Source organism: Psychrobacter sp. GW64-MNA-CIBAN-0177, assembly GCF_040309585.1.
In the GTDB taxonomy this organism is placed as follows: domain Bacteria; phylum Pseudomonadota; class Gammaproteobacteria; order Pseudomonadales; family Moraxellaceae; genus Psychrobacter; species Psychrobacter okhotskensis.
The window spans coordinates 66,610-89,051 of record NZ_JBEOOY010000005.1; the positions used below are offsets into that span (position 1 = coordinate 66,610).

Genomic DNA, 22,442 nt, shown 5'->3' on the forward strand with positions numbered 1-22,442 from the left:
CGCATCTAATTAACTCAGCAATATGTATAATTGTGAAATTGAATTATTTTAGGAAGAAGGTATGAGTTTTTCAGTAGAATTATTATTAGGAACTTTGGCAGTAATAGCGACTATTACTGTACCACTTATTATCTATTTCCTACAAAAAAGTCGAAAAAAACTTTCCTATGAAATTATTTCAAACACACAATTAGTAGGTGTTGAAAACAAGATTAAAGATAGGATTACGATATTATACGACGAGAAAAAAGTTGTAAATGTTCACTTAATTTCCATCAGGTTTGTTAATGATGGGAATCAACCTATTTCTATAGATGATTTCGCTATGCCTATTAACGTAAGATTAGGTAGTGATACAAATATACTTACATGTGAAGTATTAGAACAAAATCCAAACGAATTGAATGCCGCTATTGTCAAGATGGAGGATAGCGTCGAAATTCAACCTTTATTAATTAACGCTAATGACAGTTTTAAACTAAACATATTGGTTAATAATTATGAGGGGAGTTTATTTATAACAGCTAGAATAAAAGGCATAAAAACCATAAGTATTTATAAAGAGCCAAAGTTTACTATAGTTAATTTTCTGTTTGTTATGTATTTTTTAATAGGTATGTTGGGACTGTTCAGCACCATATATGGTAGGGAGGCAAATAACAACGTTGTAAGTGATATTGGCTACGTTTCTTTTATGATTTTCATAACTTTATCATTGTTATCATTGTTATCAATGTGCATAGCAGTGATGACTGTAATAAGACAACGATTTTATCGAGATAAATCTTTATAGTGCTTTACGTGTGGAACTGTATATCGAGACAACAAGGATAAATTGTTTTTATAAAATAAGCAGTTTAAAGAACAATTAGTACACCAGGGTTTATTATCTACTTCAAAGTATTATCCAAGCTAATAAAACAAATAGTTGATATTTAAAGGTTTAATACTAAGTTTATATGAGTAGCAACGTAACTATGATTTTTTTGTTTTTAAGTTACCGGGATCTTTTTGCTACAAGCGTCAACTGGTTTCTTCCATTATCTCATGTATAATATAAAGGCAGGCGGAAACCGTGGCTCTGCACTTTTTTACTTTTTCTATCTCGGGACGGACCGAGACTTTAATTATGCACTTATCATTCAGGTGCTTTGGAGTCTTGGTTGATTACTTTATCCCCTCTCAAACGTCGCCTTGTATATGTGACTGTCTTTGAAATCATCGCGATTATCTCATCCACCTATATATTGATGATGCTCAGTGGTAGTGATGCCTCAGAGTCGTTACCAGCGGCAGTGATGGTGTCATTGGCAGCGGTGATTTGGAACTTTCTCTACAATACAGCTTTTGAAGCGTGGGAACGGCGCAAGCAGGTGACAAAGCGCACGTTATTGATACGCAGTGTGCATGCATTTGTTTTTGAAGGCGGCTTGGTGCTGATTTGCTTACCAATTTATATGATTTGGTACGATGTTGGTCTAATCAAAGCCTTTATGCTGGAAGCCGCGCTGCTGTTATTCTTCTTGGTTTATACCTTCGTTTTTACCTTGGGTTTTGACAAGATATTTACCTTACCGCATCACTATAAAACAGCCTCTGCTCCTTAATGATTAATGCTATTAATAACAACGATATTGACGGTTATCTATGTGATTTTACCCAAAAAAAGCTGCCTAATGGCAGCCTTTTTGATGATAGTGCATAACAGAATATTATAAGGCTTTTATTTACCCTGATAAACGGGCTTACGCTTTTCCATAAAAGCGGTAATACCTTCTTTAAAGTCCTCGGTAACGGCCATCATGTTTTGTTGTTCAACTTCCATATCAAGCGCTTCATTAAGACCAGAAAAGGCATGGACATTAATCATATGCTTCATTGAAGCAAGCGCTTTACCCGGTAAGTTGCTTAGGCGCGTCGCTAATGCCTGTACAGTGGCATCTAGCTCGTCCGCACTAACGACGTTATTTACTAGATTTAGACGTGCGACATCGTCCGCTTTGAGCTTATCACCAAGCATAACGAGCTCAGTGGTTTTGGCAGCACCAATCAATTGATTGAGTAAATAAATACCACCAGCATCGGGAATCAGACCAATATTAACAAAGGCTTGCACAAACTTTGCATTGTCAGCGGCGATACGGAAATCACAAGTCAGTGCTAGATTCATGCCTGCACCAGCGACTGCACCTTCCAATTTAGCAATAATTGGCTTATGGATATTACGTAGCTTTAAGCTTACTTCCGCGACTTCACGTAGCATAAAATCAAGCTTTGCGACCAATGCCTCAGACTCCATACCGTTCTCTAGCATTTCACCGATATGACCGCCACTAGAGAAATTTTGACCGCTGCCTTGCAAGACAATCGCACGTACGTCTGCATCGCTATCTGCTTTATCAAGCGCATCCATAATGGCGTTTTTTAATGGCGTGCTAAAGGCATTCAGCGTTTTTGGATCGTTCATAGTAATGGTGGCAATGTGGTTTTCGCTTTGGTACTCGACGAGAGACGGTGACATCTTGGCTTTCCTTAGTTAAATTAGTTAGGTAATAGGCGATTCAAAATAAAGGCTGAGCAGGTTTTGTAACAAATCATTCACTATTGATTACTATAGCAGCTTGCTATGATTATAAAAGCAAGTTTTGTGGGCGCTTAGGACAAATCGCCAGTGTGGTTTAATCTGTCTCGCTGTGTTAATTCCTTAGGATGCACCGATAAAAACGGCTCATTCAGAAATAAGACTGTCAACTGAGTGGCTGGTGAATTATGCTAAAAGATCAGTAGAAGAAGTAAAGCGTTAGAAAGGCAGGGCTAAAAAGAAAAAGCAGTCATATGCTTGATTTTTTAATCGATTATACAAGGAAGTTGTTATGCCAACTATTGAAGTCAATAATGCTAATATCAATTACGAAGATAGCGCACCAAACGATACGCAGAAACCTGTCATGGTCTTTGCTCATGGGCTACTTTGGAATACGAGAATCTATGACAAACAAGTCGAGCACTTTCAGGACCGCTATCGCTGCATCGCTTTTGACTTTCGCGGACAAGGCCAGTCGCAAATTACTAAAGACGGCTACGACATGGACACCTTGGCAGATGATGCTATTGCTCTCCTAGCAGCGCTCGATATAGACAGCTGCCATTATGTCGGACTATCGATGGGCGGCTTCGTTGGACAACGCATCGCTATTAGAAGACCAGAGCTGCTAAAATCCTTGACCCTAATAGACACTTCGGCTGATGCGGAAGACCCTGACAATATTCCCGGCTACAAAAAGCTCATGACGGCTATTCGCTGGTTGGGGATGAAAAGGGTGAGTAAAAAAGTCATGCCTATTATGTTTGGTAGTACTTTTTTAGAAGATAAATCGCGTAAAGCGGATCAAAAAGAATGGTTGGCAATGCTCAATGGTAATCGCAAAGGTGGGGTCGTCAAAGCCACGATGGGAGTCATCGAACGCGACGCTATTTATGATCAAATCGATCGCATCACGACGCCTACTCTAATCATCGTGGGCGATGAGGATGTCGCTACTCCTTATGCCAAAGCTGAGCGTATGCACTTCGCCATCGATGGCTCTAAGCTTGCAATAATCAAAGGCTCTGGACATACTTCGACGGTAGAAGAGCCTGAACAGGTCAATAAAGTGCTGAGTCAATTTTTGACGAGCTGTGTATCATAAGTATGACTAGGGCGTGTCCTCAATTCAATTGATCATATCTAAACGGGCTAAAAATGGCTAAATTTTGCCAAACATCGTTAAATAGCTGGTTAATATCCCTATATTATCTGCGTTATTTTCCTTGTTTGACTGCAATTTATCTCATTTTTATCACCATTTTTAAAATGAGGACACGCCCTAATTAGGGCATGCCCCTATATAGTCATTCCACTATAAAAATATTACTGCGTTGACCTCGCTTGAAGTATCACCTATACATCTACACTCGGTTGCCTTGTACTACTTTTAAATTGAATCGACTATACTAAAAAGACGCCGTTATCATTGCTATGATAACGGCGTCTTTGGTTTTGGTATAAGAGGTGATTACAATCGTGATGTATAGTCACTATTGCCGTCATCGATAGTGCCAAAGGCATCGGCACGATTGACGATTTCGGTCGCCCATGCGCGATGTGTGGCAGGCTCTAGCATCGTATTATTATATTTAAATACCGCTTTGGCTTCGCTATGTAATATGGCTTGCGCCTCATCTAATGTGCTCATTGGCACGCAGTAGGCTTGCTGAACTAAAGCGATTTGGCTAGGATGAATAACCGTTTTGCCGACTAAGCCCAAACTGACGTCGCGAGTCAGCTCTTGCATAAACAGCGTTGGCTGATCTAAATACTCAAAGACCGGTGCGGTGAGATAAAAGCCGTGCGGCACAAAGCAGCCGAGCAGCTGATAAGCAAGCGTGCCGATAGGGGTATCATAGACGATACTGTTCTTCGGACGGCGCAGACGCAGCGCGGCAAACAGATCATTGCCGCCGATGCGCAGAGCAAAGACTGGCTGGCTAAAAGCTTCTTTAAAACCAATGGCCAGTTCTTGATTGTGATGTGGGTTAAATAATGCTGCGGTCTCAAGCGTCGGCATTAATAAATGATCGATGCTGAGATTCTGGCAGGCCATGCGCCAATTGGATAAGCTATACATATCGACTTTGGGCATGACGAAGCCGTCGATGAGATCGATATGAGCATAGTCTGCCAGTTGTTGCAGCATCATCGGATTGCGCGAACGTATAAAGACCAAGGGCCGCGTAGGATGCTGGTTTTTTTGCTCTGATTGCTGATTCGATTGCTGATTCGATTGAAAGCCAGATTCTCTTGACGGATCATTGATACTATCGACGTGTATCGCCCAAGTATGAAGCAGGGTTTGCAGCCGTGTCAGCGCCAGCTCGACATCATTGTGGCTAACGGCATCTTCTAAGCAGATGATAATGCTATTAATCGTTGGTAATTTATCGCGCTTGATGACTTGCCAGATATCTTGGCGAGTAGCAGGCATATAAAGGCTTGCACCCAGCTGATACGGATGATGGGTATTGGGCCTAACCATCGCATGACGCTCAGTGATGAGATGCGCATAAGACTGGGTATGGCTATAAATGTTTGATTCGTTATTTGGCATATCTGGCATAATCGGCATCGTAAATAGTGATAAATTGAATGGTCGTAAAGGGTTATAAAAGACAGAACGTATGAATTGATCAGCAATAATAGCTTAGCTGTCTTTGCTACGCTGCTTGATCAGCGTGATGGCTTGATAGGGTAGTATTTTAGCACCTAATACCTTGATATTGATATTTCGTTCGGTACATAAATGGCGCAATAATACGGTATCGGGATGATCAGCAGTGGCCAGTAGAATGCGCTCGGGATCGCGGCGTAATATGGCGCGTGTCGCCTCTGCAATCGTCGGCTTAATGCGGTTACGATTGGTGATTTGATAGGTTTTTGCCAATTCATTAATTAAATCAGCAGTCTGATAGCGTGGTTGTTTAAAAGTTGGCAAACGTTGCAAAGGTATCGTTAATGCACGTCGTGCAGTATCGATGTGATCGATAAACGTCAAGCTATGATCTGCCTCTACTAAATTATCATAAAAAACACTGCGATGTAGACCTGATTGCGGCTCAGTATAAAGACTACGTGAAATCAGTCCCGACACCGTGCTATTTAATAAACCTGATGGGATCAACCAGTCTTCTTCACTAGCAGCTAGCCATGCTACGCCCGCTGGATCAGCAAGTGTAAGTAGCGGGATTACGTCTTTTCCTTGATGAAAAATATTGGCAAAATTGGGATGGCTAGGGTCACTAAAGACTTCTAAGCTATGAGCAAGCTCTTGATAGATGGCACCTTTACCTGTCCAGCCATCAACGAATACGATGGGGCTGTCTGGGTAAGCGTCCAATATCATCTGTAAAGCGACTGGATCAAGACCGCGGTCACGAATGATACTAATACCGTAATGCACACTTGGCAAGTTATAGTCGCTATCGGTATCTGACCTTTCATTATCTGACCCTTTCTTATCTGATAAGGCACGCTGCAACAATACGCCAACTGGTAAACCTGCTCGTACTAAGCTGACCAATACTAATGGGCGCTCAGCACTAACCGTTTGCTCGAAAGTATGGTGTAACGTATGCGCTAAATTAGCGATATCAGTCGCGGTTCTATTTGTACCTTGCTCTAATGCCTGCGCGTATAATTGCTCGTGCATCGCCGTTGGTGCGGTCTCTAAGGTCAGCATGTCTGAATAATGCCGTTGACCGCTTTGAATCAGTGCTTCTTTTTGGCTGACTGGCACGTCTGCAACCGCGTCTTTATCAACGATATCGAGTAGCACTGTTACATCGCTGGCAAGGTAACTGCCTGAGCCGTATTTATCGAGTTTTTGAATATTGGGAGTGGTCATAGGAGGTTTTTTACTCGTATAAGCTGCTGTCGTTATTATAATTATTGATATTTAAGAGTTGTTAAGAGCTGAGAATTACTAAGAACTAAGATTGTCGTGCAGTTGACCATGATTGGGCATGCCATACCAGTCTAGCAGTTGCAGAAACGGCAAATCTGCCAGGCTGTCACCAAAGCCAAAACTTGGGCGCTGACTGTCTAAATGATGGTCTAATAAAAACTGTACCGCATGATGCTTATGAACCGCATGTGGCAGTATCGCTAGATTGTTAGCGTTAACATGGACATAGAAATCCTGATCAAAATCACGTATTAGATTAGGTAACTGTGCAGCTAATTCTGCCAATGCTTGATGATCTTTTTGCGCGTGTTTAATAGCCAGATAAATGGTCAATTCTTCATTAACAGAACCATTATTAAAACTATCAATATGCGGTGTAAATACTAGCTGACTGTTATCGTTTCTACTGTGACTCGCGAATAATTGGCTCAGTTGGTTAAGTTTGTCTTGCAAAGGACTCAACTGTTCATACATACGCTGTTGCCATGCGCTTAACAGCTCGCCATTAGCTGTCAAAATAATTGCACCGTGAGTCAAAACTTGCCAACTGTCAAAAGGCAGCTTTACACGTTTGATTTCGCTACGGTCGCGTGCAGTGACCACTATCAATTCGGTACTAGCAAGCAACCAATTAAAGAACGATGCTTGCCGTTGGCTCATAAAGCTTAATGGTTCGGCTTGTTTGTTTACCGTGGCGCAGACTAAGCTTTCAGATTCAGCGGTAGGTAAATCCCAAGCGTCGATCTTACGCTGCGTTTGAAATAGGGTATCGTCTAAATCCATTAAGGCGTAAGGTTTGATAATGTTGGGGCTAGTCTTAAAGAAAGGGGTGGTCATAAAAGTGTCCGTAGTAATAGATTTGAAAATCAGAGTATGATTTAGAGGATAGTTCAAAGTGTAGGACTCACCACCAATACATTATCCAAACCTTTCCACATGTCATCAACGCTATCCGCTGATGTTTCAACGCACAAAACAATTAAGTCCCAATCGTTAGGCTCAACATTATAAGCAAAGTTGGTCATACCAAGCCCATAGTTATCGCTAAAACTTAGCATAGTGGTAATCGCGCCACCAAGGGCAATGGGTGAGCGTGTCAAGGCGCTAAAATTAACGGTAGCGTTTTGAGTTTTCGCCTCAAGCCATTCCGCCAATAAAAATGGCAACCATACAAACTCATTACTGCCCAATACTAAAATCCGCTCAGGCAGTTGTTCTTTATCAAACGGTGCTTGCCCACTAAAACGGGTAAATGCGGATTGAAACTTCGCTAAATAATTATTAAATCCATCTGTGCTATCTAGCGTTGGGAAGCGTCCCCAATTACCAGTATTGCCTAGTGGTTGACTGCCAGCCTCAGTCGTATCGACCGACGGCATAGTAATCGGCTCAGGGTTGGGCACATCCGCCCATTGCCACGCACCAGATAATAGGTGATGACGATGAAAGTCAATGTTAGGCAAACGTGCAGATATATTGTCGTCTACGTCAGCTTGAGCTTGGTTCTGATTTAGAGACCAATCAACCAAAGTGGTCAGATGTACTTGCTCTAATTGATCAAGCCCTGCGTTACGAAGGGCGGTAACTACATTGACGCAAGTATTGCCCGTTGATGCTTCGTCATCAACCATAATCAATGTTTTGCTCGCTAGTAGCTGTGCTTGGATAGCTTTATCTGCACTTTGATAAATCAGATGCTGGCTAGCGTGACTGTGATCTTCGCTAAAAGTTGTTAGCAAGGTTTCAGAATTATCGTCGTTATGTTGTGCGTGACGGGTAGAGTTCAGTAGTAAGGCATTGGGATAACGCGTTTGTAGCGCTTGATGCACCCCAGCAGATAACCCAACGGCAGTCTCTGCCATACCGATGACCAAAAGTGCCTCGGGCAAATCGCTCGGCACTAGGCTTGCCAAATCAGTAAAAGCATGTCGCATGGTGTTAGGGGCGACTGGAATATGGCGACCTAAGACTTTTGAGACAAACAAAAATGCGCGTTTAGGATTGATGCGCTGCGCAAAGCCAAGCAAGTCTTCTAATTGATAGTGATTGCTTGTTTTTGTTCCATCTTTTGCAGTGGCTGAATTGGTTTGATAAGTTAAATCAAGAGTGCCGCGTGGTAGGGTGATGCTGCGTTTATACATAGTATTAGATATCATGGTATTAAGTATTGTGTTATTTTTAAGATCAGTCATCGCTTATTTCTATCCCATATTTTTCACAAAGATAACGTAGGTCGCCATCTATATTTTGATGCCTTGGCATAAATTGCCATTGTTTGCCTGCTCGGTTTAATGTAAATAGAATCAAACTTTTGCCTGACTTATCTTTTATGTCAAATTCACCTGAAAATAATAATGCATTCTGTTGCTTGTCAAGGATGCTCAGCTGAATAGGTGTTTGTGGAGGATCAGTCGCTAAGTTCTCAAGCTCACTTGATAAAGCAAAGTTAAGTTGTTCAATATTGGCAGGCTGAAGGTTTAGATCACAACTAAATTCAGATATGGACTTCTCAGATTCAAGTTGTTGATCCAGTTCGACTGCACCATCTTCACTATGGGTCTGTCCGTAAAATATCATGTCTTCATCGCCCCGTACTTTTGCAGTGGCATCTACTCTAAACAATACAGCATTGATAGTAGGTGCCGTTGTTATTTTGACAATAATGGGCGCAGCGGCAAAGAGGTTGGATGCTGATTTAGAAATTTGTTTTTCATGAATGGTATTATTAGTTTGTAAGTCTAACGCTGATTTACTGTTAGTCATCACAGGAGATTGTGTAATTTTTTTACTTTTTAATTTAATTAACATAACCTTATTTTCACGGCGCACATCGTATAGACGTAGTGTCGTAATAAGATCAGAGAATTTTTTATAGCCATATTTATCTAGTTTGATATTTTCATGGTTTTTATGAATTTGGCTAGCAATATAAGATAGGTTTGACCAACCATCTTTAGCATTAGGATTTTCATTGATTAGTTTATTTATTACGCCAATAAGATGATTTTGGGTATGTAATTGCTTAGTCGTCCAACGTTCTGATGCAATGTTTGAAGATGGGGTATCATTCTTATTCGGTGTAGGACTGACTGTAATGGAGTCGTTTTTAGCAGTTAATAAATCCTCTACATAAAAGAATTTATCACAAGCCTGTGAAAACGCGCTAACCGTATTACGCTTTCCAAAGCCAAATACTTTTACATGGTTTTTGCGGATACGTAGCGCTAATGAAGTAAAATCACTATCACTTGAGATCAAACAAAACCCATCGTAATTATCACTGTATAGCAAGTCCATTGCTTCTATAACCATGCCGATATCAGTGGCGTTTTTGCCTTTCACATAAGCGAAATGTTGCATAGGGTCGATGGCGTATTTAAGCAATGCTTCTTGCCAACTCTGGATATGCGCATTGCCCCAGTCGCCATAGATTTTTTTACAAGTGACATGTCCAATATTCTCTATCTCTTGCAGAATATGACCAATATTTTTTGCTGAGGCGTTATCGGCATCAATAAGTACGGCTATACTTTTGAGTTTAGCGGTCATCTATTTTCCTTAACACACTTTGTTAAAGTGGCTATTTTTATATTAACTTGATTTTATATTAACTTGCGTTGCTTAGATATTTTAACCCTGACAGCCGACCAGCCAAAGCGCTCCGCGACTTTGTTTACTAAGCTGCGGGGTAGTCAGTGCAGCAGTTGTAGAGCTAGATGTGGTAGACGAGCTAGCCAAACTAATGCCAGCGCTCGCGAGTAGGGCCGATAATAACTGGAACTTCACCGCATAATTCATGTTTTGTGCATGCTCGTGGACGAGGCTAGACGTCACCATGCCGATAACCTCGCCAGTCGGTAGTAATAAAGGACTGCCACTAGAGCCGGGCTGAATCGGTGCGGTAAATTGCATATAACGAATATCATCACTTAAGCCTGTTAATCCTGAGATACAGCCTTGTGTGACTTGTAGCTGGCTACTGAGTCCTGATAGCGGAAAGCCCAAAGTGGTAATGGTCTCGCCCAAGATATCCGAACACTGCTGCGCTAATGGTAGGTGGCAAGCCAAAGGATCGTTTACTCTGATAATGGCAGAATCGCTACCGATATCACTAAGTACCACTTGCGCCTCACGGTCAGGCTGGCCCTGCTGGCGCACACCAATCATCGCCGCCGACTCAATGACATGATAGCAAGTCAATAGATGATAAGGGTCAATAGCAAAAGCCGTGCCTGTCCATGTTTCACCAGCTTGGACTTGGCGGGGCGGGCGAGAGTCGCTATCTGGGTAACCACGCTGCTGCTGCTGCGCCGCTTGAATGAGTGCATGAGTATCTGGCGGACGAATATCAAGACTGACTTGCACTCGTTGCTCAAGGCTTGTCAGTCCTTGGGTCGAGCTTTCACCAAGAGCGCGACATTTAAACTGCCCATTACGCTTGTAAATCTCAAAAACAATAGCGGCTTTGACATGGCGCTCGCTTGCTATGAAGTCATAGTGAATAGCACCATTGTTTAAAGTTAGGCTTATATTTTTTAATTCGACAGCGGGCAAATTAAGTGTCGGCTCCTGATAAGTATAAGCGATTAGTTGTAAGAAGCTCACCCCTTGCGTGTCAAATAACGTGAGTAAATCCAGCTGCCATTCGCTGGGACTGTCATCATCGTCTAGCTTTGCCCAGTCTTTAGGCTCATGCAAATAGGCGGGGCTACAGACTGCCTTGCGCTGCTCATTTAAAGGTAGCCATAATAGTCCAAGCTGCTGCCCAAACCTAAGCGAATTTGAGGTCGTAAAAGCAACAATACAGCGCTCTTGAGTGATCACCGTGTTTGCGCCTAATACTAATGTGGTCTGTGCTGTCATCACCCGCCCCCTCATTGACTTTATAATGGCTCAGTATATTTTTATTATCTTAAGATATTTTACTTATTCAACGATGTCTTCTTCAATTTTTACACTTACCATCAGCGAGCGCACCTGACAAGGTTTAATTTTTTGAGCAATGTTTGCTAACTGTGGCTTGTCCGTTAAGCCCAGCCAATAGGCAAACCCCAGTTGTGTGAGATCGATCCCGCTATGCGCCGTATAACCGATGCCACCAGAAGGGCGACTGTTAATTTCAAGCACACGGTGCTGACCATCATCATCTGCTTTAGTTTGAACACTGACGATACCATCGCAGCCAAAGGCTTTGATTAATGGTATCACCACCTCCATGACGTCCTGCTCGTAACCGACATGCTGGATTTTTCCCGTTTTATGACGAGTAACGGCTGCCAGTACTTCACCATATTCACAGACCACATCGATAGAGTATTCTTGTCCTGATAGATAAGGCATCAGCAGCATAGGAATAGGGCGCTCACATATCATTTGGCTGTTTGTGTAAGCATTGACAAATTGCGCTGTATTAATTTTTTTCTCTTCGGTAAAGTATAAATGCTCAAAGCTATCGTACTGCTCGCCATTGTCTTTGGCCAAATCAAGCCGCCAAAAGCCTTGTGCAAAAATACCCGTGACCGGTTTGACACATAAAGGCTGATGACCATGCTCGCTAAGTAGGGCCTCAAGCTCAGCAGTATTGTCAAAGCGCCACGCGTCTGCCACTGGAATATCGTGGCGATGACATTGCTGCATAAAGGCAAATTTGTCATCGATACACTCTAGGGCTGCGACGCTGGTTGCTCCTGTTAATAAGCGAATACCAACAGCATCAAATGCTTCACGCTGTGCTTCATAATCGATACCATTACGACCAGTCAATAATACTTTTACATTGTGTTGCTTGGCTTGCTCCAGTACAAACTGCCAACGCGGTGTGACGGGTTCAAATATGACTTGCTCATCGCTGTCGAGCGCCGTTGCAGACGGCTCAATATATACGCTGTCGGCAAATTCAAAAATCTCGGGTCTGTCATGGCGGTGTGAGGCGATGATATTAAAGGGCGAGTGCGTTTGTGCTTTTAGGGCTTGCAAGCTGGCTAACATATCGCGTTGGCTAGACTGACCTTCGGCCAACCAAGCAGCTGGCGTTATAAGGTTGTCATTGGCAAGGCTATCGTTAGCAAGGTTACTCATAATTCTCTCAGCATTATTATCAATGTTATAGATAAGGGTTATAGGTATTGGATAACTGGGTGTGATTGTCGCACGTTTCATATCAAGATGGTCAATACTTATCTGTTGCCAAAAAAGCCACGCTGCGCCGTCGTTGATAGCAAAGTCTATTATATAGAAATGCTACGCTCTAGGGCGTGTCTGCATTTAAAAAATGGCGATAAAAATGAGATAAGTTGTAGTCAGACAAGGAAAACAGCGCAGATGATATCGAGATATTAGTCAACTATTTGATATTGTTTGGCAAGATTTAGCCATTTTTAATCCATTTAGATGACCATCGATTGAGTTGAGAGCACGCCTTAGTGTGCTGATTAAAAGTCTGGCATTATCCATGCTACTATATAACGATAGTGAACATAAAAAACGCTAATATAATAAATTTAAAGGATATAAGATGAGCCAAACCGAACCACAAAAGCTGATTGCTGGTGCCAATGCGCCACTACCGACTGACAGTATCAGCATCCGAATTTTAAGTCAAAACGCCATCGATTGTGCCGCTTATCGTCTGACTACTGATGGTAAAGTGCGCGGTGATGGCGATATGATATTTTATGGGCAGACGCGTAGTGATGACGGCAATGTCAGCTTCCGAGGTCACGACAGTGATGGGTTTTTCGACATTAATTTAGCAGCGCAACCGGCGAATATTGATAAAATTGCCTTGGCATTTTCTAGTACGCAGACATTGGCGCAAGTTGGCGATGTAGATATCCAAGTATTGCAAGGCAGCCAAGTGCTGATGACTTGTCAGCTTAGTAGTGCTGGGCGTAATGAAAAAGCCATTATTTTAGCAGAATGCTATCGTCGGCAGGGCAGCTGGAAGTTTCGCTTTATTGCCCAAGGTTTTGAAGGTGGCTTAAAGCCTTTGTCCGAACATTTCGGTGTAGAGATTGCCGATGAAGCACCAGCGCAGCCCCCATCTCAAAATAGCAATCAGGCTCAACCTATCAATACTCAACGTCCAATCAATACGCAAAAGGCGGGCAGTGCCACTCAAGCAAGCGCGCCGCCACCGATTCCAGCCAGCCCTTCGATCAACTTGAGCAAAATTACCTTAACCAAAAACCAATCCAGTATCAATCTTAAGAAGCGTGATGACTTTGGCAAAATCTCGGTCAACCTAAACTGGAACCAACGTCCAGATATGGATAAGCAAGCACCGAAAAAAGGTTTGTTGGGTGACCTGTTCAAACAGCATAAAGCGGGCGGTATTGACCTTGACGTCGGGGCAATGATTCATCTAAAAAACGGCGAAAAAACTTTGATTCAAGCCTTGGGCAATCGCTTTGGTAGTTTGCAGTCAGCACCTTACGTCTGTCTGCGTGCTGATGATAGGACAGGACAAGTGAGTGGCGGGGAGTGGCTCGATATCAATGGTCAGCAGTGGTCGCAAATTGAGGAAGTATTTATCTTTGCTTTCATCTACGAAGGTGCGCCGAATTGGGCAAAAACGGATGGGGTAGTGACCATTCATGTGCCCGATCAGTCGCCGATTGAGACGCGTTTAACAGAAGGCACAGGCAACTTGCCAATGTGTGCCATTGCGCGTTTGGTCAACCAACAAGGCAGTATCAATGTTGAACGTATCAATCAATACTTTAAAGGCCATCAAGAAATGGATAAAGCCTTTAATTGGGGCTTTAGCTGGAAACGTGGTAGTAAGTAAGTGCTTGAATAGCATCCATTAATACAAAAAATCAGCCCGTCTATTATTAATAATAGACGGGCTGATTGCTTTTAAGTGTTAACGTTTTAAAGCGTTACAAGTAAAAACTGTTTAGACTTTATAGGCCTTTAAGCATGTGGCGTAATAGCAGGCATCAAGTCATGGAAAGTACGACCTGAAGCGGTTTCGCCAATGGCATGCATTTTCCATTCATTGTTATGACGATAGACTTTTGCCATCACCATCGCTGTATGACTGCCTTGCGCTGATAGGTTATAGCGTGCGACCTCTTGGTTATTATTGGCGTTCACGATACGGCAAAAAGCGTTTTCTACTGTTTCAAACGTTTGACCAGTGAAGCTATTGACGGTAAATACCAGCGAGACGACATCAGCAGGGATTCTTGAAAGATCGACGTTGATAACTTCGTCATCGCCATCACCGTCGCCAGTACGGTTATCGCCAGTGTGGACGATACTGCCATCTTTTGATTTAAGCTGGTTGAACCAAATGGCATCGACTGCTTGTTTATTGGCATCAAACATGATGCACGAAGCGTCTAAATCGATAGAATCGCCGCCGCTGCCACCTCCAAACAACTTGCCTAAGAAGCCCCCTTTTTTCTCTTGCGGTCCTTGTGCTACGTCCCAACCTAAACCCAATTTTACTTGAGTCAGATCGCCACCGGCTTCTTTGCTTAGGGATATCTTTTGTCCCTTTTGTAAACTAACTGCCATGATAAAATCCTTATATCACTCTCAAAAAATACGGTTAGTGGTGTCAAACTTGCTTAGTCTACAAAGCGTAGTACTTGCACTTGTTTTACTTGCTACTCGAATTTTCGTAAATGATATGATAATAATTGTGAGTGGAATACTGCAACGTTCAGTGATATTTTCAGTTGTTCATTTTGGTTAAAAATCGAGCTATAAAATATTATCTAAAAAGCCACCACCGCCACCACGACCTCCGGAGCTACTGCCCAAGATGCTTTGTAGCCAGCCTTGATAGCTGTCACGATTGCGCGAACAGATAATGACTTTACCAGTGCCAGAGAAGTTCAACACCATACCTTCGCCACTGGTGACCGAGTTAATGATGCTGCTCATGATACCTTTCTTCTTGCTGGTTGAGACCGACAGCTTGTACTCAAGATTTGAGTCCCAGCAGACCACATGACCATTATCGATGATGACGTCTTTGTCTGGGGTGACATCAATCTCAAACAACGAGCCAAAGCCAGATACCACGACCTGACCTTGACCTTGCGTCTGCATAACCATAAAGCCACCAGTATCACCAAACACCGCGCCACCGAGGTTACGCTGGATATTGGCTCTGATATCGACACCCGTTTGTGCAGCGACGAAAGCGCCATCGCTCAAGGTATATTGCTGAGCGCCGCAATCGATAATTTGCATATCACCATCGAGCGTCGGTGCTAGCAAACAATCGCCTTCACCGCCCGTCGCCTCAATCTGCTGCTGAAACAGTGATTCGTCATTAGCAAAGCGGCGCATCAATGACTGCATGAGGCCACCTTGCAGCTTACCTTTTAGCTCAAGGTTAGATTCCATCATGACCATGGCATTGGCTTCACAATAGATCGAGTCACCCTTTTTGAGGTTGCAATGTAAAAAAGGCTCAATGGTACCGATTAAGCTAAATGTTGCGGCCATGGGTGCAAATCCTTATTCTAATGCTTTGACATATACTTTGAAATTCGATAGATATTCTTTTGATACGTTGTTTTTCAATTTTAGAGGAGCTATTAAATTTAAAGCCATCAAATGCTTTAAAAAGGCACACTTGATAGCTTATATAGCGGGCAATCAGCTAGCTGACTGCCGCTGTTAACGATCTAAACGATTTAAATTAGACGTTTACGCCATAAGAGGCAGCTAATGGTCCAAGACCACCGCTGAAGCCTTGACCAACGGCGCGGAATTTCCAATCGCCGCTATGACGATACAATTCGCCAAAGATCATTGCTGTTTCAGTGCTACCGTCTTCTGATAGGTCATAACGAGCAATTTCAGTATCGCCATTGTCGTTTACGACACGGATATAAGCTTCGCCTACTTGACCGAAGTTTTGGTTACGGCTTTGACCTTCATAAATGATGGCGCAAATAGCGACTTTGCTGACGTCAGCTGGGATGCTAGCAAGGTTGATTTTGATTTTTTCATCATCGCCATCACCTTCACCAGTGCGGTTATCGCCAGTATGCTCGACCGCGCCATTGTCTGACTTTAGATTGTTAAAAAAGATAAAATCTTGATCGTTACGTACTTTGCCGGCTTCATTGACCAAAAAGCCAATCGCGTCTAAGTCAAACTCTTGACCGTCAGTGGCGCGTGGATCCCAGCCAAGACCGACCGTAATATTGGTTAAACCAGGCGCTTCTTTTGATAAGTTTACGTTGCCGCCTTTCGTTAAGCTAATAGCCATATAGATATCCTTTAGATTAATAATTAAGTGGATTGGGTTTTCGAACAAATGAATTAAAAATTATGCAGTTGTGGTAGTGTTGGTATAAAAGTTAAATGAATATACCTGTATGCCACGTCCTGCATATCATTACGTTTTACTATACTAAGCGAGTGCTCACTAAGCAAGGTCTATTTTGTGCGCTTACTAGATGGTTACTAAGGGACATATCAGTGCTGTAACTCTGATACTTTTTAACAAACTGAGCAACAGTGGTTAAGATATTGTTATCGCAAAGTATTTTACCAATCGCCAGTAATTAACCAAAGAGCAGGGCGATAAGCAGCTAAAATACTTTGTAAAAGTTGCATGCCGTAAATAAAGAATGCTCATAAACGAAAACAGGTTATACCAACTTTTTGGTATAACCTGTCATTAAAACAATATGATGCTTACTACGCTTCAAACTTGCAGTTTATCAGCTAATCGATTTTGCTTCTTGCTTGCGATAATTGAGTGAGGCCACGAACGCCCAACCAATAAAGGCAATACCAATCAGACCAGTGATAATTTCTGGCACATGGAATTTCACTGACAATAGCATGATAATCGCTAAAGCACCGATAGCATAATGCGCGCCATGCTCAAGGTAAACAAACTCATCAAGCGTGCCTTTATCGACTAAGAATATCGTCATCGAACGCACAAACATCGCACCGATTGCTAGACCCAGCATAATAACGATAACGTCATTGGTAATCGCAAATGCGCCAATCACGCCATCGAAACTGAATGAAGCATCAAGAACTTCTAGATATAAGAAGCCGATAATACCGCCTTTCATAATCGCGCTGGTCGCCGCAGCGCCCGAGCCATTTTCTTCATTTTCTAAATCTGCTTCAAGGTCACCTTCAAGCATACCCGAAACCACTTGTACGCCAAGGTATACCAAGATACCCCATACGCCTGCAATCAATACCGCTGCTGACTGCTCAGGGTTAGCAAATGATACCGCAATCATCAACACGATAAGCGCCACAAACACACTCATGGCATCGACTTTACCCAGTTTTGCCAAACGGCTCTCAAGCCAATCAAACCAATGTACTTCTTTATCGTCAAAGATAAAGTTCAAGAACACCAGTAATAAGAAGATACCACCAAATGCTGAGATTTCAGCATGATGCGCCAATAATCTGGCTGAATATTCTTTAGGATCGTTTAACGCTAGGTCGACCACTTGCATAATACCCAAGTCAGCAGTAACCGCAACGATAACGATAGGGAATACCAAGCGCATACCAAATACAGCAACTAAAATACCAACCGTTAAAAATATCTTTTTCCAAAACTCATCCCAGCCTTTGAGGACTGAGGCGTTGACCACCGCATTATCAAATGATAATGAAATCTCCATGACGGCCAAAATAGCAGTAATAGATAGGGTGGTTATCAAGCCGCCCATACCACCATGTGAATATCCCCACCACGCCGCGACCGCTAAGGCAATGGCCGTGAAGATAAAGTCTAAATAAAAATGTCTCATGACACATCCTGTCTGGTTGCGTAAAGCTAAGGTCGGTCTATTATAGACTCAAACCACAAAAAAAGTGGCTATTGCTAACCACTTCTTAGTGCATAATTTTAAACGAAACATAAAGCATTATTGGTCGTTTGGCTATCAATAATTGTGGCTATTTTGCAACTAAAAGTACGTTGTAAAGTTACTCGATAATTCGCCCATAAAATTATTTTGTATAACTGGCTAATAAAGCTGCTTTAAACGCTGGTTTTAGTCTTGCTAATCATCCCAACCATGATGACGATACCAACCTAAATACGGCTTTAGATATCAACGCCGTATTGCTGACACATGGCTTGCAAGCCACCAGAGTAGCCTTGACCAACGGCGCGGAATTTCCACTCACCGTTATGGCGATAGACTTCACCAAATACCATCGCGGTCTCAACAGAGTAATCTTCTGCCAAATCAAAACGTACCACTTCGGTGCCGGTTTCTTCATTAACGACGCGAATAAAAGCGTTGGCTACTTGACCAAAGTTTTGACTGCGAGCCGCTGCATCATGGATAGTGACAGTGACGACGATTTTGTCGACATCAGCAGGTACTTGGGTGAGGTTTACTTTGACGACTTCATCATCACCGTCGCCTTCGCCCGTACGGTTATCACCAGTATGCTCAACCGCGCCATTGTCAGATTTGAGTTGGTTGTAAAAGATAAAGTCATGATCGCCGCGCACTTTGCCTGCGGTGCTAAGCAAAAATACACTGGCATCAAGATCAAACTCAGCACCAGAGGTTGCGCGCTCATCCCAACCAAGACCAATAAGCAACTTGGTTAAATTTGGGTCAGTTTTCGTTAGCGATAAGTTACCGCCTTTATTAAGTGATAAAGCCATGGGGCTGTCCTTGTTATTAGAGTAAATTAAAGTTATTAGAGTAAATTAAACGTTTTTTTTGAAAGTTTGATATTAGGGTTTGTTGAACATTCAAATGTGGTACTGGCAGTGGCTATTTTTTAGACAATACGCAGTGAAATTTTTGACGCCTAGTCATTCTAGGTTAGATAATTTCGCCATGTATTGGCAAAAAATAGCCCTGCCCTGAAAGGCTGATACTGAAATCACCCCAAACGTTGTTGTAAACCTAGCTAAGGTCTCGACATTATCGTCGGTTTACGCCTGATTTGATAAAAGGTTTGGGACGATTTTAGCGATCAGCAGTCCTAATATTTGAATGTTCAACAAACCCTAATTTTATAGAAGTAAAAGCGTTACTAGAGTCAGAATTATCCCGAGACCAACGCTTAATCACGCTCTATCATAACAACAAAAAATGACCCAATCAAAGTAGATTGAGTCATTATTGTTTTTAAATAAAATTTGGTCATTTTACTGAGCGTTAGAAGGGTTGCAAGGCTTTCATTTACCCTTGACGATGACGAATCTCAAAACTTTGATGAATCGGCTTTTTGATATTAAAATCGAAGCCAATGGTTTTTTGTGTGATATCAACGATGTCATAGCGCTCGATTAATTGCTCATCGAGCTCAAAACGGGTAAAGTTGTTTGAGAAATATAAGACGCCATCAGCGGTTAAGCGATTCATCGCGCGATTAATAATAGCAGCATGATCTCGCTGCACATCAAAAGTACCTTGGAACTTTTTCGAGTTTGAAAAGGTCGGTGGATCGATAAAGATAATATCGAATTGCTCGGTATTTTCCTTAATCCACTCAAAGATATCGGCAGCAACGAATTGATATTTATTGCGGCTGACGTCCAAACCGTTGAGCACAAAGTTTTGCTTACCCCAATCGAGATAGTTCTGTGACAAGTCAACGCTGGTGACTTTTTTGGCACCCGCCAATGCCGCATGCACACTTGCCGTACAGGTATAAGCAAATAAATTCAGTACTGATTTATTACGACTGTTGTCTTTAATCCGTGCGCGCATATTACGATGGTCAATAAACAAACCGGTATCGAGATAATCGGTAAAGTTGACGTAGAAATATGCACCATCTTCGCGAGCGACATGAAACTTGCCGCGCCTTTCTGTGGTGTTCTGTTTGCTATATTGATCATTACCAGATTGGCGTGCCCGAGTTTTGATAAAGATTTGTTCGCGGTTAATATCGAACACTTCACGAATACCCATCAAAGCTAGATTAAAGCGTTTTTTGGCGGTCTCGGGTGGTATGGTTTTCGGCGGTGCATATTCTTGCACGTGCGCGTAGTCACCATATAAGTCGATAGCCACTTTAAAATCTGGCAGGTCAGCGTCATAGACACGGATATTACTGACATTGTCTTTTTTAGCCAGTTTTTTTAGCTTGGCAAGATTTTTTTGTAGGCGGTTAATAAAATCTTGACCGTCTTCTACTTCAATCTCACGCTTTTCAAAACGGCTCACAAGATTGCCTGTTTGCCCAGCAATCAACGTGCCATAGCGGAAATAAACGGTAATGGCACCATTATGACAGCGTAAGGTTTTTGGCTCTTTAATCGGCAAGATATCGACTTGCTCGACATGAGAGGCCAATATACCAAGCATCGGATCAATGCCGCTACCGGCAAAGCTGTCTTGCAGAATAAGCCCAATCGCTTGATACAATGGCTTAATCATCTCTTCATCACCCAAACGCTCACCATAAGGTGGGTTGGTGATAATTAGAGGATTGCTCAATCGACCATCATCGACCAACGGCTTTAGCACACTGCTTAGACGGTCAAGTGCGCGTGTTTCGATGTCGAGTAGCGGTAGCAAGTCTTGTAGGCCAGCGGCAATCAGGTTTTTTTCTGTGGCGAGAATCGCGCCACTATCCGCATCATAACCCAAGATTAGTGGTAGGGTATCTGGCTGCTCGTTAGCAATTGCTAAGGCTTCGCGGAAGCGTGTTTGGGCATCATCAATCATCTGTTGCCATAACGCATCATCATGATGCTGCCATTGATAAAAGCCAAATTGATTGGCGGCTTTATCAATACCCACTGCGTAATCACAATGCATGAGTAGTGCTTCAATAATAAAGGTGCCTGAGCCACACATTGGATCGATTAACGCATTATAAAAAGGTGCATCGCCAGCGTCGTTCTTCTTATGCCAACCTGCACTATAGAGCAAAGCTGCTGCCAAGTTTTCTTTGAGGGGCGCTTCAGTCATTGCCACGCGATAACCACGGCGATGCAAGCTAGTACCTGATAAATCTAAATACAATTCGGCTTGCTTGTCATTAACGGTCGCGAAAATAGCAAAATCTGGGTGCTTGCTATCGACGTTAGGGCGGCTGTCATAAACTTCATTAAAGGTATCAGCAATCGCATCTTTGATACGTAGCATGGCAAACTGCTGGCTGACAGCGACGCGTTTGTCGACAGACAGACGAATGGCAAAGGTTTGCTCAAGTTTAAACTGCTCCGTCCAATTGACCGACTTCGCTAAGCCATAAAGCTGCTCTGCCACATCATACTCGGCATTAATATTTCTGCGTTTAATCAGCATCAATACCCGCGATGCCACTCGCGACCACAGACAAATCGTATAGAGATCACGCAATGTACCCGTAACGGTCAGACGGCCGGTACTTTTGATGTCACTTGCAATACCAAAACTCGTCAGCTCAGTCTGTAGCGGTGCCTCAAGCCCATCAGCACAAGTGATAATCAGCTCAAGTGACAACTCTGCTGAGAGCGCTGGTGAAAGTGCTTCTGACAACGCTGGTGAAGATGCGGCGGCAAGGGCTGGCGCGGTTGTTTCGGTCATACGGATACCTGTGGGCTAAATTGATAAATATTGATAAATAAGGCACATCATAAGATAAGATGTTTAACCGTCAATTTTACCATAATTACGCTATGGATGGTTTAAGTGGCTTTGATTAAAAGATGGTGTTTAAAATTTTGGCGTTAAGGCGTTATTAAAATCAGTACTATAGTCAAGGAGTTTTAGAATCGCTATAAGGCGACTGACCGCAGATAGTACATCGAGTACATCTAGGGCGGATAACACCGTAGCGGTTTAAAAGTGCTCTGACTATATCTATAGTGAGTGAAAAGTCATACAGATACATCATGCACTGCTGATATCCATTTTTCTTGCTTGCTGTGCCTGCGCCGACAGAGGCTACAAAAAATTGATATCAGCAATACCGTCGTGTTTTTAGGATATTTTGGCTATAGCGTCAGACTAAAAAAAATGG

At 42.7% G+C, this 22,442-nt stretch carries 18 protein-coding genes; 4 read left to right on the top strand and 14 right to left on the bottom strand.

What is annotated here, in order from left to right; genetic code table 11:
* The first annotated feature begins 61 nt into the window (after window positions 1-61).
* Window positions 62-793 (top strand): hypothetical protein, encoded by a 732-nt coding sequence (locus AAEY79_RS05000; RefSeq protein ID WP_352287503.1) that lies wholly within the window; start codon window positions 62-64, stop codon window positions 791-793.
* Window positions 794-1,163: 370 nt separating this feature from the next.
* Window positions 1,164-1,607 carry a PACE efflux transporter gene (locus AAEY79_RS05005; RefSeq protein WP_352287506.1) on the top strand — a complete coding sequence of 148 codons (444 nt, stop codon included), beginning with the start codon at window positions 1,164-1,166 and terminating at the stop codon, window positions 1,605-1,607.
* Window positions 1,608-1,723: 116 nt separating this feature from the next.
* Here the strand turns inward: AAEY79_RS05005 and AAEY79_RS05010 are convergent, their stop codons facing one another.
* A complete protein-coding gene (locus AAEY79_RS05010; RefSeq protein ID WP_352287509.1) occupies window positions 1,724-2,521 on the bottom strand; it encodes an enoyl-CoA hydratase-related protein in 798 nt (265 codons plus the stop codon).
* Between the two features lie 352 nt (window positions 2,522-2,873).
* Between AAEY79_RS05010 and AAEY79_RS05015 the strand changes: the two genes are divergently transcribed.
* The gene (locus AAEY79_RS05015) at window positions 2,874-3,689 is read left to right on the top strand and encodes an alpha/beta fold hydrolase (RefSeq protein ID WP_101211511.1); all 816 of its coding nucleotides are present in this window, start codon (window positions 2,874-2,876) and stop codon (window positions 3,687-3,689) included.
* Between the two features lie 366 nt (window positions 3,690-4,055).
* On the opposite strand, the gene AAEY79_RS05020 is transcribed toward AAEY79_RS05015, so the two are convergent.
* The 7 genes from AAEY79_RS05020 to AAEY79_RS05050 all read right to left on the bottom strand — a co-directional run bounded on the left by AAEY79_RS05020 (window position 4,056) and on the right by AAEY79_RS05050 (window position 12,578).
* Window positions 4,056-5,156: an HpcH/HpaI aldolase/citrate lyase family protein gene (locus AAEY79_RS05020; RefSeq protein ID WP_227691751.1), complete on the bottom strand. Its 1,101-nt coding sequence runs from the start codon at window positions 5,154-5,156 to the stop codon at window positions 4,056-4,058.
* Window positions 5,157-5,240: 84 nt separating this feature from the next.
* A complete protein-coding gene (locus tag AAEY79_RS05025) occupies window positions 5,241-6,440 on the bottom strand; it encodes a cysteine protease StiP domain-containing protein (RefSeq protein WP_352287513.1) in 1,200 nt (399 codons plus the stop codon).
* Between the two features lie 78 nt (window positions 6,441-6,518).
* On the bottom strand, window positions 6,519-7,337 hold the full coding sequence (locus tag AAEY79_RS05030; RefSeq protein ID WP_201608669.1) for an HAD hydrolase family protein: 819 nt from the start codon (window positions 7,335-7,337) through the stop codon (window positions 6,519-6,521).
* Between the two features lie 53 nt (window positions 7,338-7,390).
* Window positions 7,391-8,656 (bottom strand): phosphoribosyltransferase domain-containing protein, encoded by a 1,266-nt coding sequence (locus AAEY79_RS05035; RefSeq protein ID WP_352287563.1) that lies wholly within the window; start codon window positions 8,654-8,656, stop codon window positions 7,391-7,393.
* A 28-nt stretch (window positions 8,657-8,684) separates the two neighbouring features.
* On the bottom strand, window positions 8,685-10,049 hold the full coding sequence (locus tag AAEY79_RS05040) for an NYN domain-containing protein (RefSeq protein WP_101210983.1): 1,365 nt from the start codon (window positions 10,047-10,049) through the stop codon (window positions 8,685-8,687).
* Window positions 10,050-10,130: 81 nt separating this feature from the next.
* On the bottom strand, window positions 10,131-11,363 hold the full coding sequence (locus AAEY79_RS05045) for a serine protease (protein WP_350588105.1): 1,233 nt from the start codon (window positions 11,361-11,363) through the stop codon (window positions 10,131-10,133).
* Window positions 11,364-11,426: 63 nt separating this feature from the next.
* Window positions 11,427-12,578 carry an ATP-grasp domain-containing protein gene (locus tag AAEY79_RS05050; RefSeq protein WP_350588104.1) on the bottom strand — a complete coding sequence of 384 codons (1,152 nt, stop codon included), beginning with the start codon at window positions 12,576-12,578 and terminating at the stop codon, window positions 11,427-11,429.
* 436 nt (window positions 12,579-13,014) lie between these two features.
* On the opposite strand from AAEY79_RS05050, the gene AAEY79_RS05055 reads away from it, so the two are divergent.
* On the top strand, window positions 13,015-14,289 hold the full coding sequence (locus AAEY79_RS05055; RefSeq protein WP_101210981.1) for a TerD family protein: 1,275 nt from the start codon (window positions 13,015-13,017) through the stop codon (window positions 14,287-14,289).
* A gap of 128 nt (window positions 14,290-14,417) precedes the next feature.
* On the opposite strand, the gene AAEY79_RS05060 is transcribed toward AAEY79_RS05055, so the two are convergent.
* The 6 genes from AAEY79_RS05060 to rlmKL all read right to left on the bottom strand — a co-directional run bounded on the left by AAEY79_RS05060 (window position 14,418) and on the right by rlmKL (window position 22,006).
* Window positions 14,418-15,026 (bottom strand): TerD family protein, encoded by a 609-nt coding sequence (locus tag AAEY79_RS05060; protein ID WP_025650992.1) that lies wholly within the window; start codon window positions 15,024-15,026, stop codon window positions 14,418-14,420.
* A gap of 189 nt (window positions 15,027-15,215) precedes the next feature.
* Entirely contained in the window at window positions 15,216-15,968 is a 753-nt protein-coding gene (locus AAEY79_RS05065) for a TIGR00266 family protein (protein ID WP_025650993.1), read from the bottom strand.
* 196 nt (window positions 15,969-16,164) lie between these two features.
* The gene (locus tag AAEY79_RS05070; protein ID WP_025650995.1) at window positions 16,165-16,740 is read right to left on the bottom strand and encodes a TerD family protein; all 576 of its coding nucleotides are present in this window, start codon (window positions 16,738-16,740) and stop codon (window positions 16,165-16,167) included.
* A gap of 457 nt (window positions 16,741-17,197) precedes the next feature.
* Window positions 17,198-18,265: a DUF475 domain-containing protein gene (locus AAEY79_RS05075; RefSeq protein WP_101210979.1), complete on the bottom strand. Its 1,068-nt coding sequence runs from the start codon at window positions 18,263-18,265 to the stop codon at window positions 17,198-17,200.
* Between the two features lie 299 nt (window positions 18,266-18,564).
* Window positions 18,565-19,140 carry a TerD family protein gene (locus AAEY79_RS05080; RefSeq protein ID WP_025650997.1) on the bottom strand — a complete coding sequence of 192 codons (576 nt, stop codon included), beginning with the start codon at window positions 19,138-19,140 and terminating at the stop codon, window positions 18,565-18,567.
* A 526-nt stretch (window positions 19,141-19,666) separates the two neighbouring features.
* The gene (rlmKL, locus tag AAEY79_RS05085; RefSeq protein ID WP_201566599.1) at window positions 19,667-22,006 is read right to left on the bottom strand and encodes a bifunctional 23S rRNA (guanine(2069)-N(7))-methyltransferase RlmK/23S rRNA (guanine(2445)-N(2))-methyltransferase RlmL; all 2,340 of its coding nucleotides are present in this window, start codon (window positions 22,004-22,006) and stop codon (window positions 19,667-19,669) included.
* Window positions 22,007-22,442: the final 436 nt, after the last annotated feature.

Coding starts and splice junctions, on each gene's coding strand:
- AAEY79_RS05075 (WP_101210979.1), bottom strand. CDS start 18,265: ATGAGACATTTTTATTTAGACTTTATCTTCACGGCCATTGCCTTAGCG.
- AAEY79_RS05035 (WP_352287563.1), bottom strand. CDS start 8,656: ATGATATCTAATACTATGTATAAACGCAGCATCACCCTACCACGCGGC.
- AAEY79_RS05050 (WP_350588104.1), bottom strand. CDS start 12,578: ATGAGTAACCTTGCTAACGATAGCCTTGCCAATGACAACCTTATAACG.
- AAEY79_RS05070 (WP_025650995.1), bottom strand. CDS start 16,740: ATGGCTATTAGCTTAACGAAAGGCGGCAACGTAAACTTATCAAAAGAA.
- AAEY79_RS05030 (WP_201608669.1), bottom strand. CDS start 7,337: ATGACCACCCCTTTCTTTAAGACTAGCCCCAACATTATCAAACCTTAC.
- AAEY79_RS05010 (WP_352287509.1), bottom strand. CDS start 2,521: ATGTCACCGTCTCTCGTCGAGTACCAAAGCGAAAACCACATTGCCACC.
- AAEY79_RS05065 (WP_025650993.1), bottom strand. CDS start 15,968: ATGGCCGCAACATTTAGCTTAATCGGTACCATTGAGCCTTTTTTACAT.
- AAEY79_RS05000 (WP_352287503.1), top strand. CDS start 62: ATGAGTTTTTCAGTAGAATTATTATTAGGAACTTTGGCAGTAATAGCG.
- AAEY79_RS05015 (WP_101211511.1), top strand. CDS start 2,874: ATGCCAACTATTGAAGTCAATAATGCTAATATCAATTACGAAGATAGC.
- rlmKL (WP_201566599.1), bottom strand. CDS start 22,006: ATGACCGAAACAACCGCGCCAGCCCTTGCCGCCGCATCTTCACCAGCG.
- AAEY79_RS05060 (WP_025650992.1), bottom strand. CDS start 15,026: ATGGCAGTTAGTTTACAAAAGGGACAAAAGATATCCCTAAGCAAAGAA.
- AAEY79_RS05055 (WP_101210981.1), top strand. CDS start 13,015: ATGAGCCAAACCGAACCACAAAAGCTGATTGCTGGTGCCAATGCGCCA.
- AAEY79_RS05040 (WP_101210983.1), bottom strand. CDS start 10,049: ATGACCGCTAAACTCAAAAGTATAGCCGTACTTATTGATGCCGATAAC.
- AAEY79_RS05080 (WP_025650997.1), bottom strand. CDS start 19,140: ATGGCTTTATCACTTAATAAAGGCGGTAACTTATCGCTAACGAAAACT.
- AAEY79_RS05045 (WP_350588105.1), bottom strand. CDS start 11,363: ATGACAGCACAGACCACATTAGTATTAGGCGCAAACACGGTGATCACT.
- AAEY79_RS05025 (WP_352287513.1), bottom strand. CDS start 6,440: ATGACCACTCCCAATATTCAAAAACTCGATAAATACGGCTCAGGCAGT.
- AAEY79_RS05020 (WP_227691751.1), bottom strand. CDS start 5,156: ATGCCAGATATGCCAAATAACGAATCAAACATTTATAGCCATACCCAG.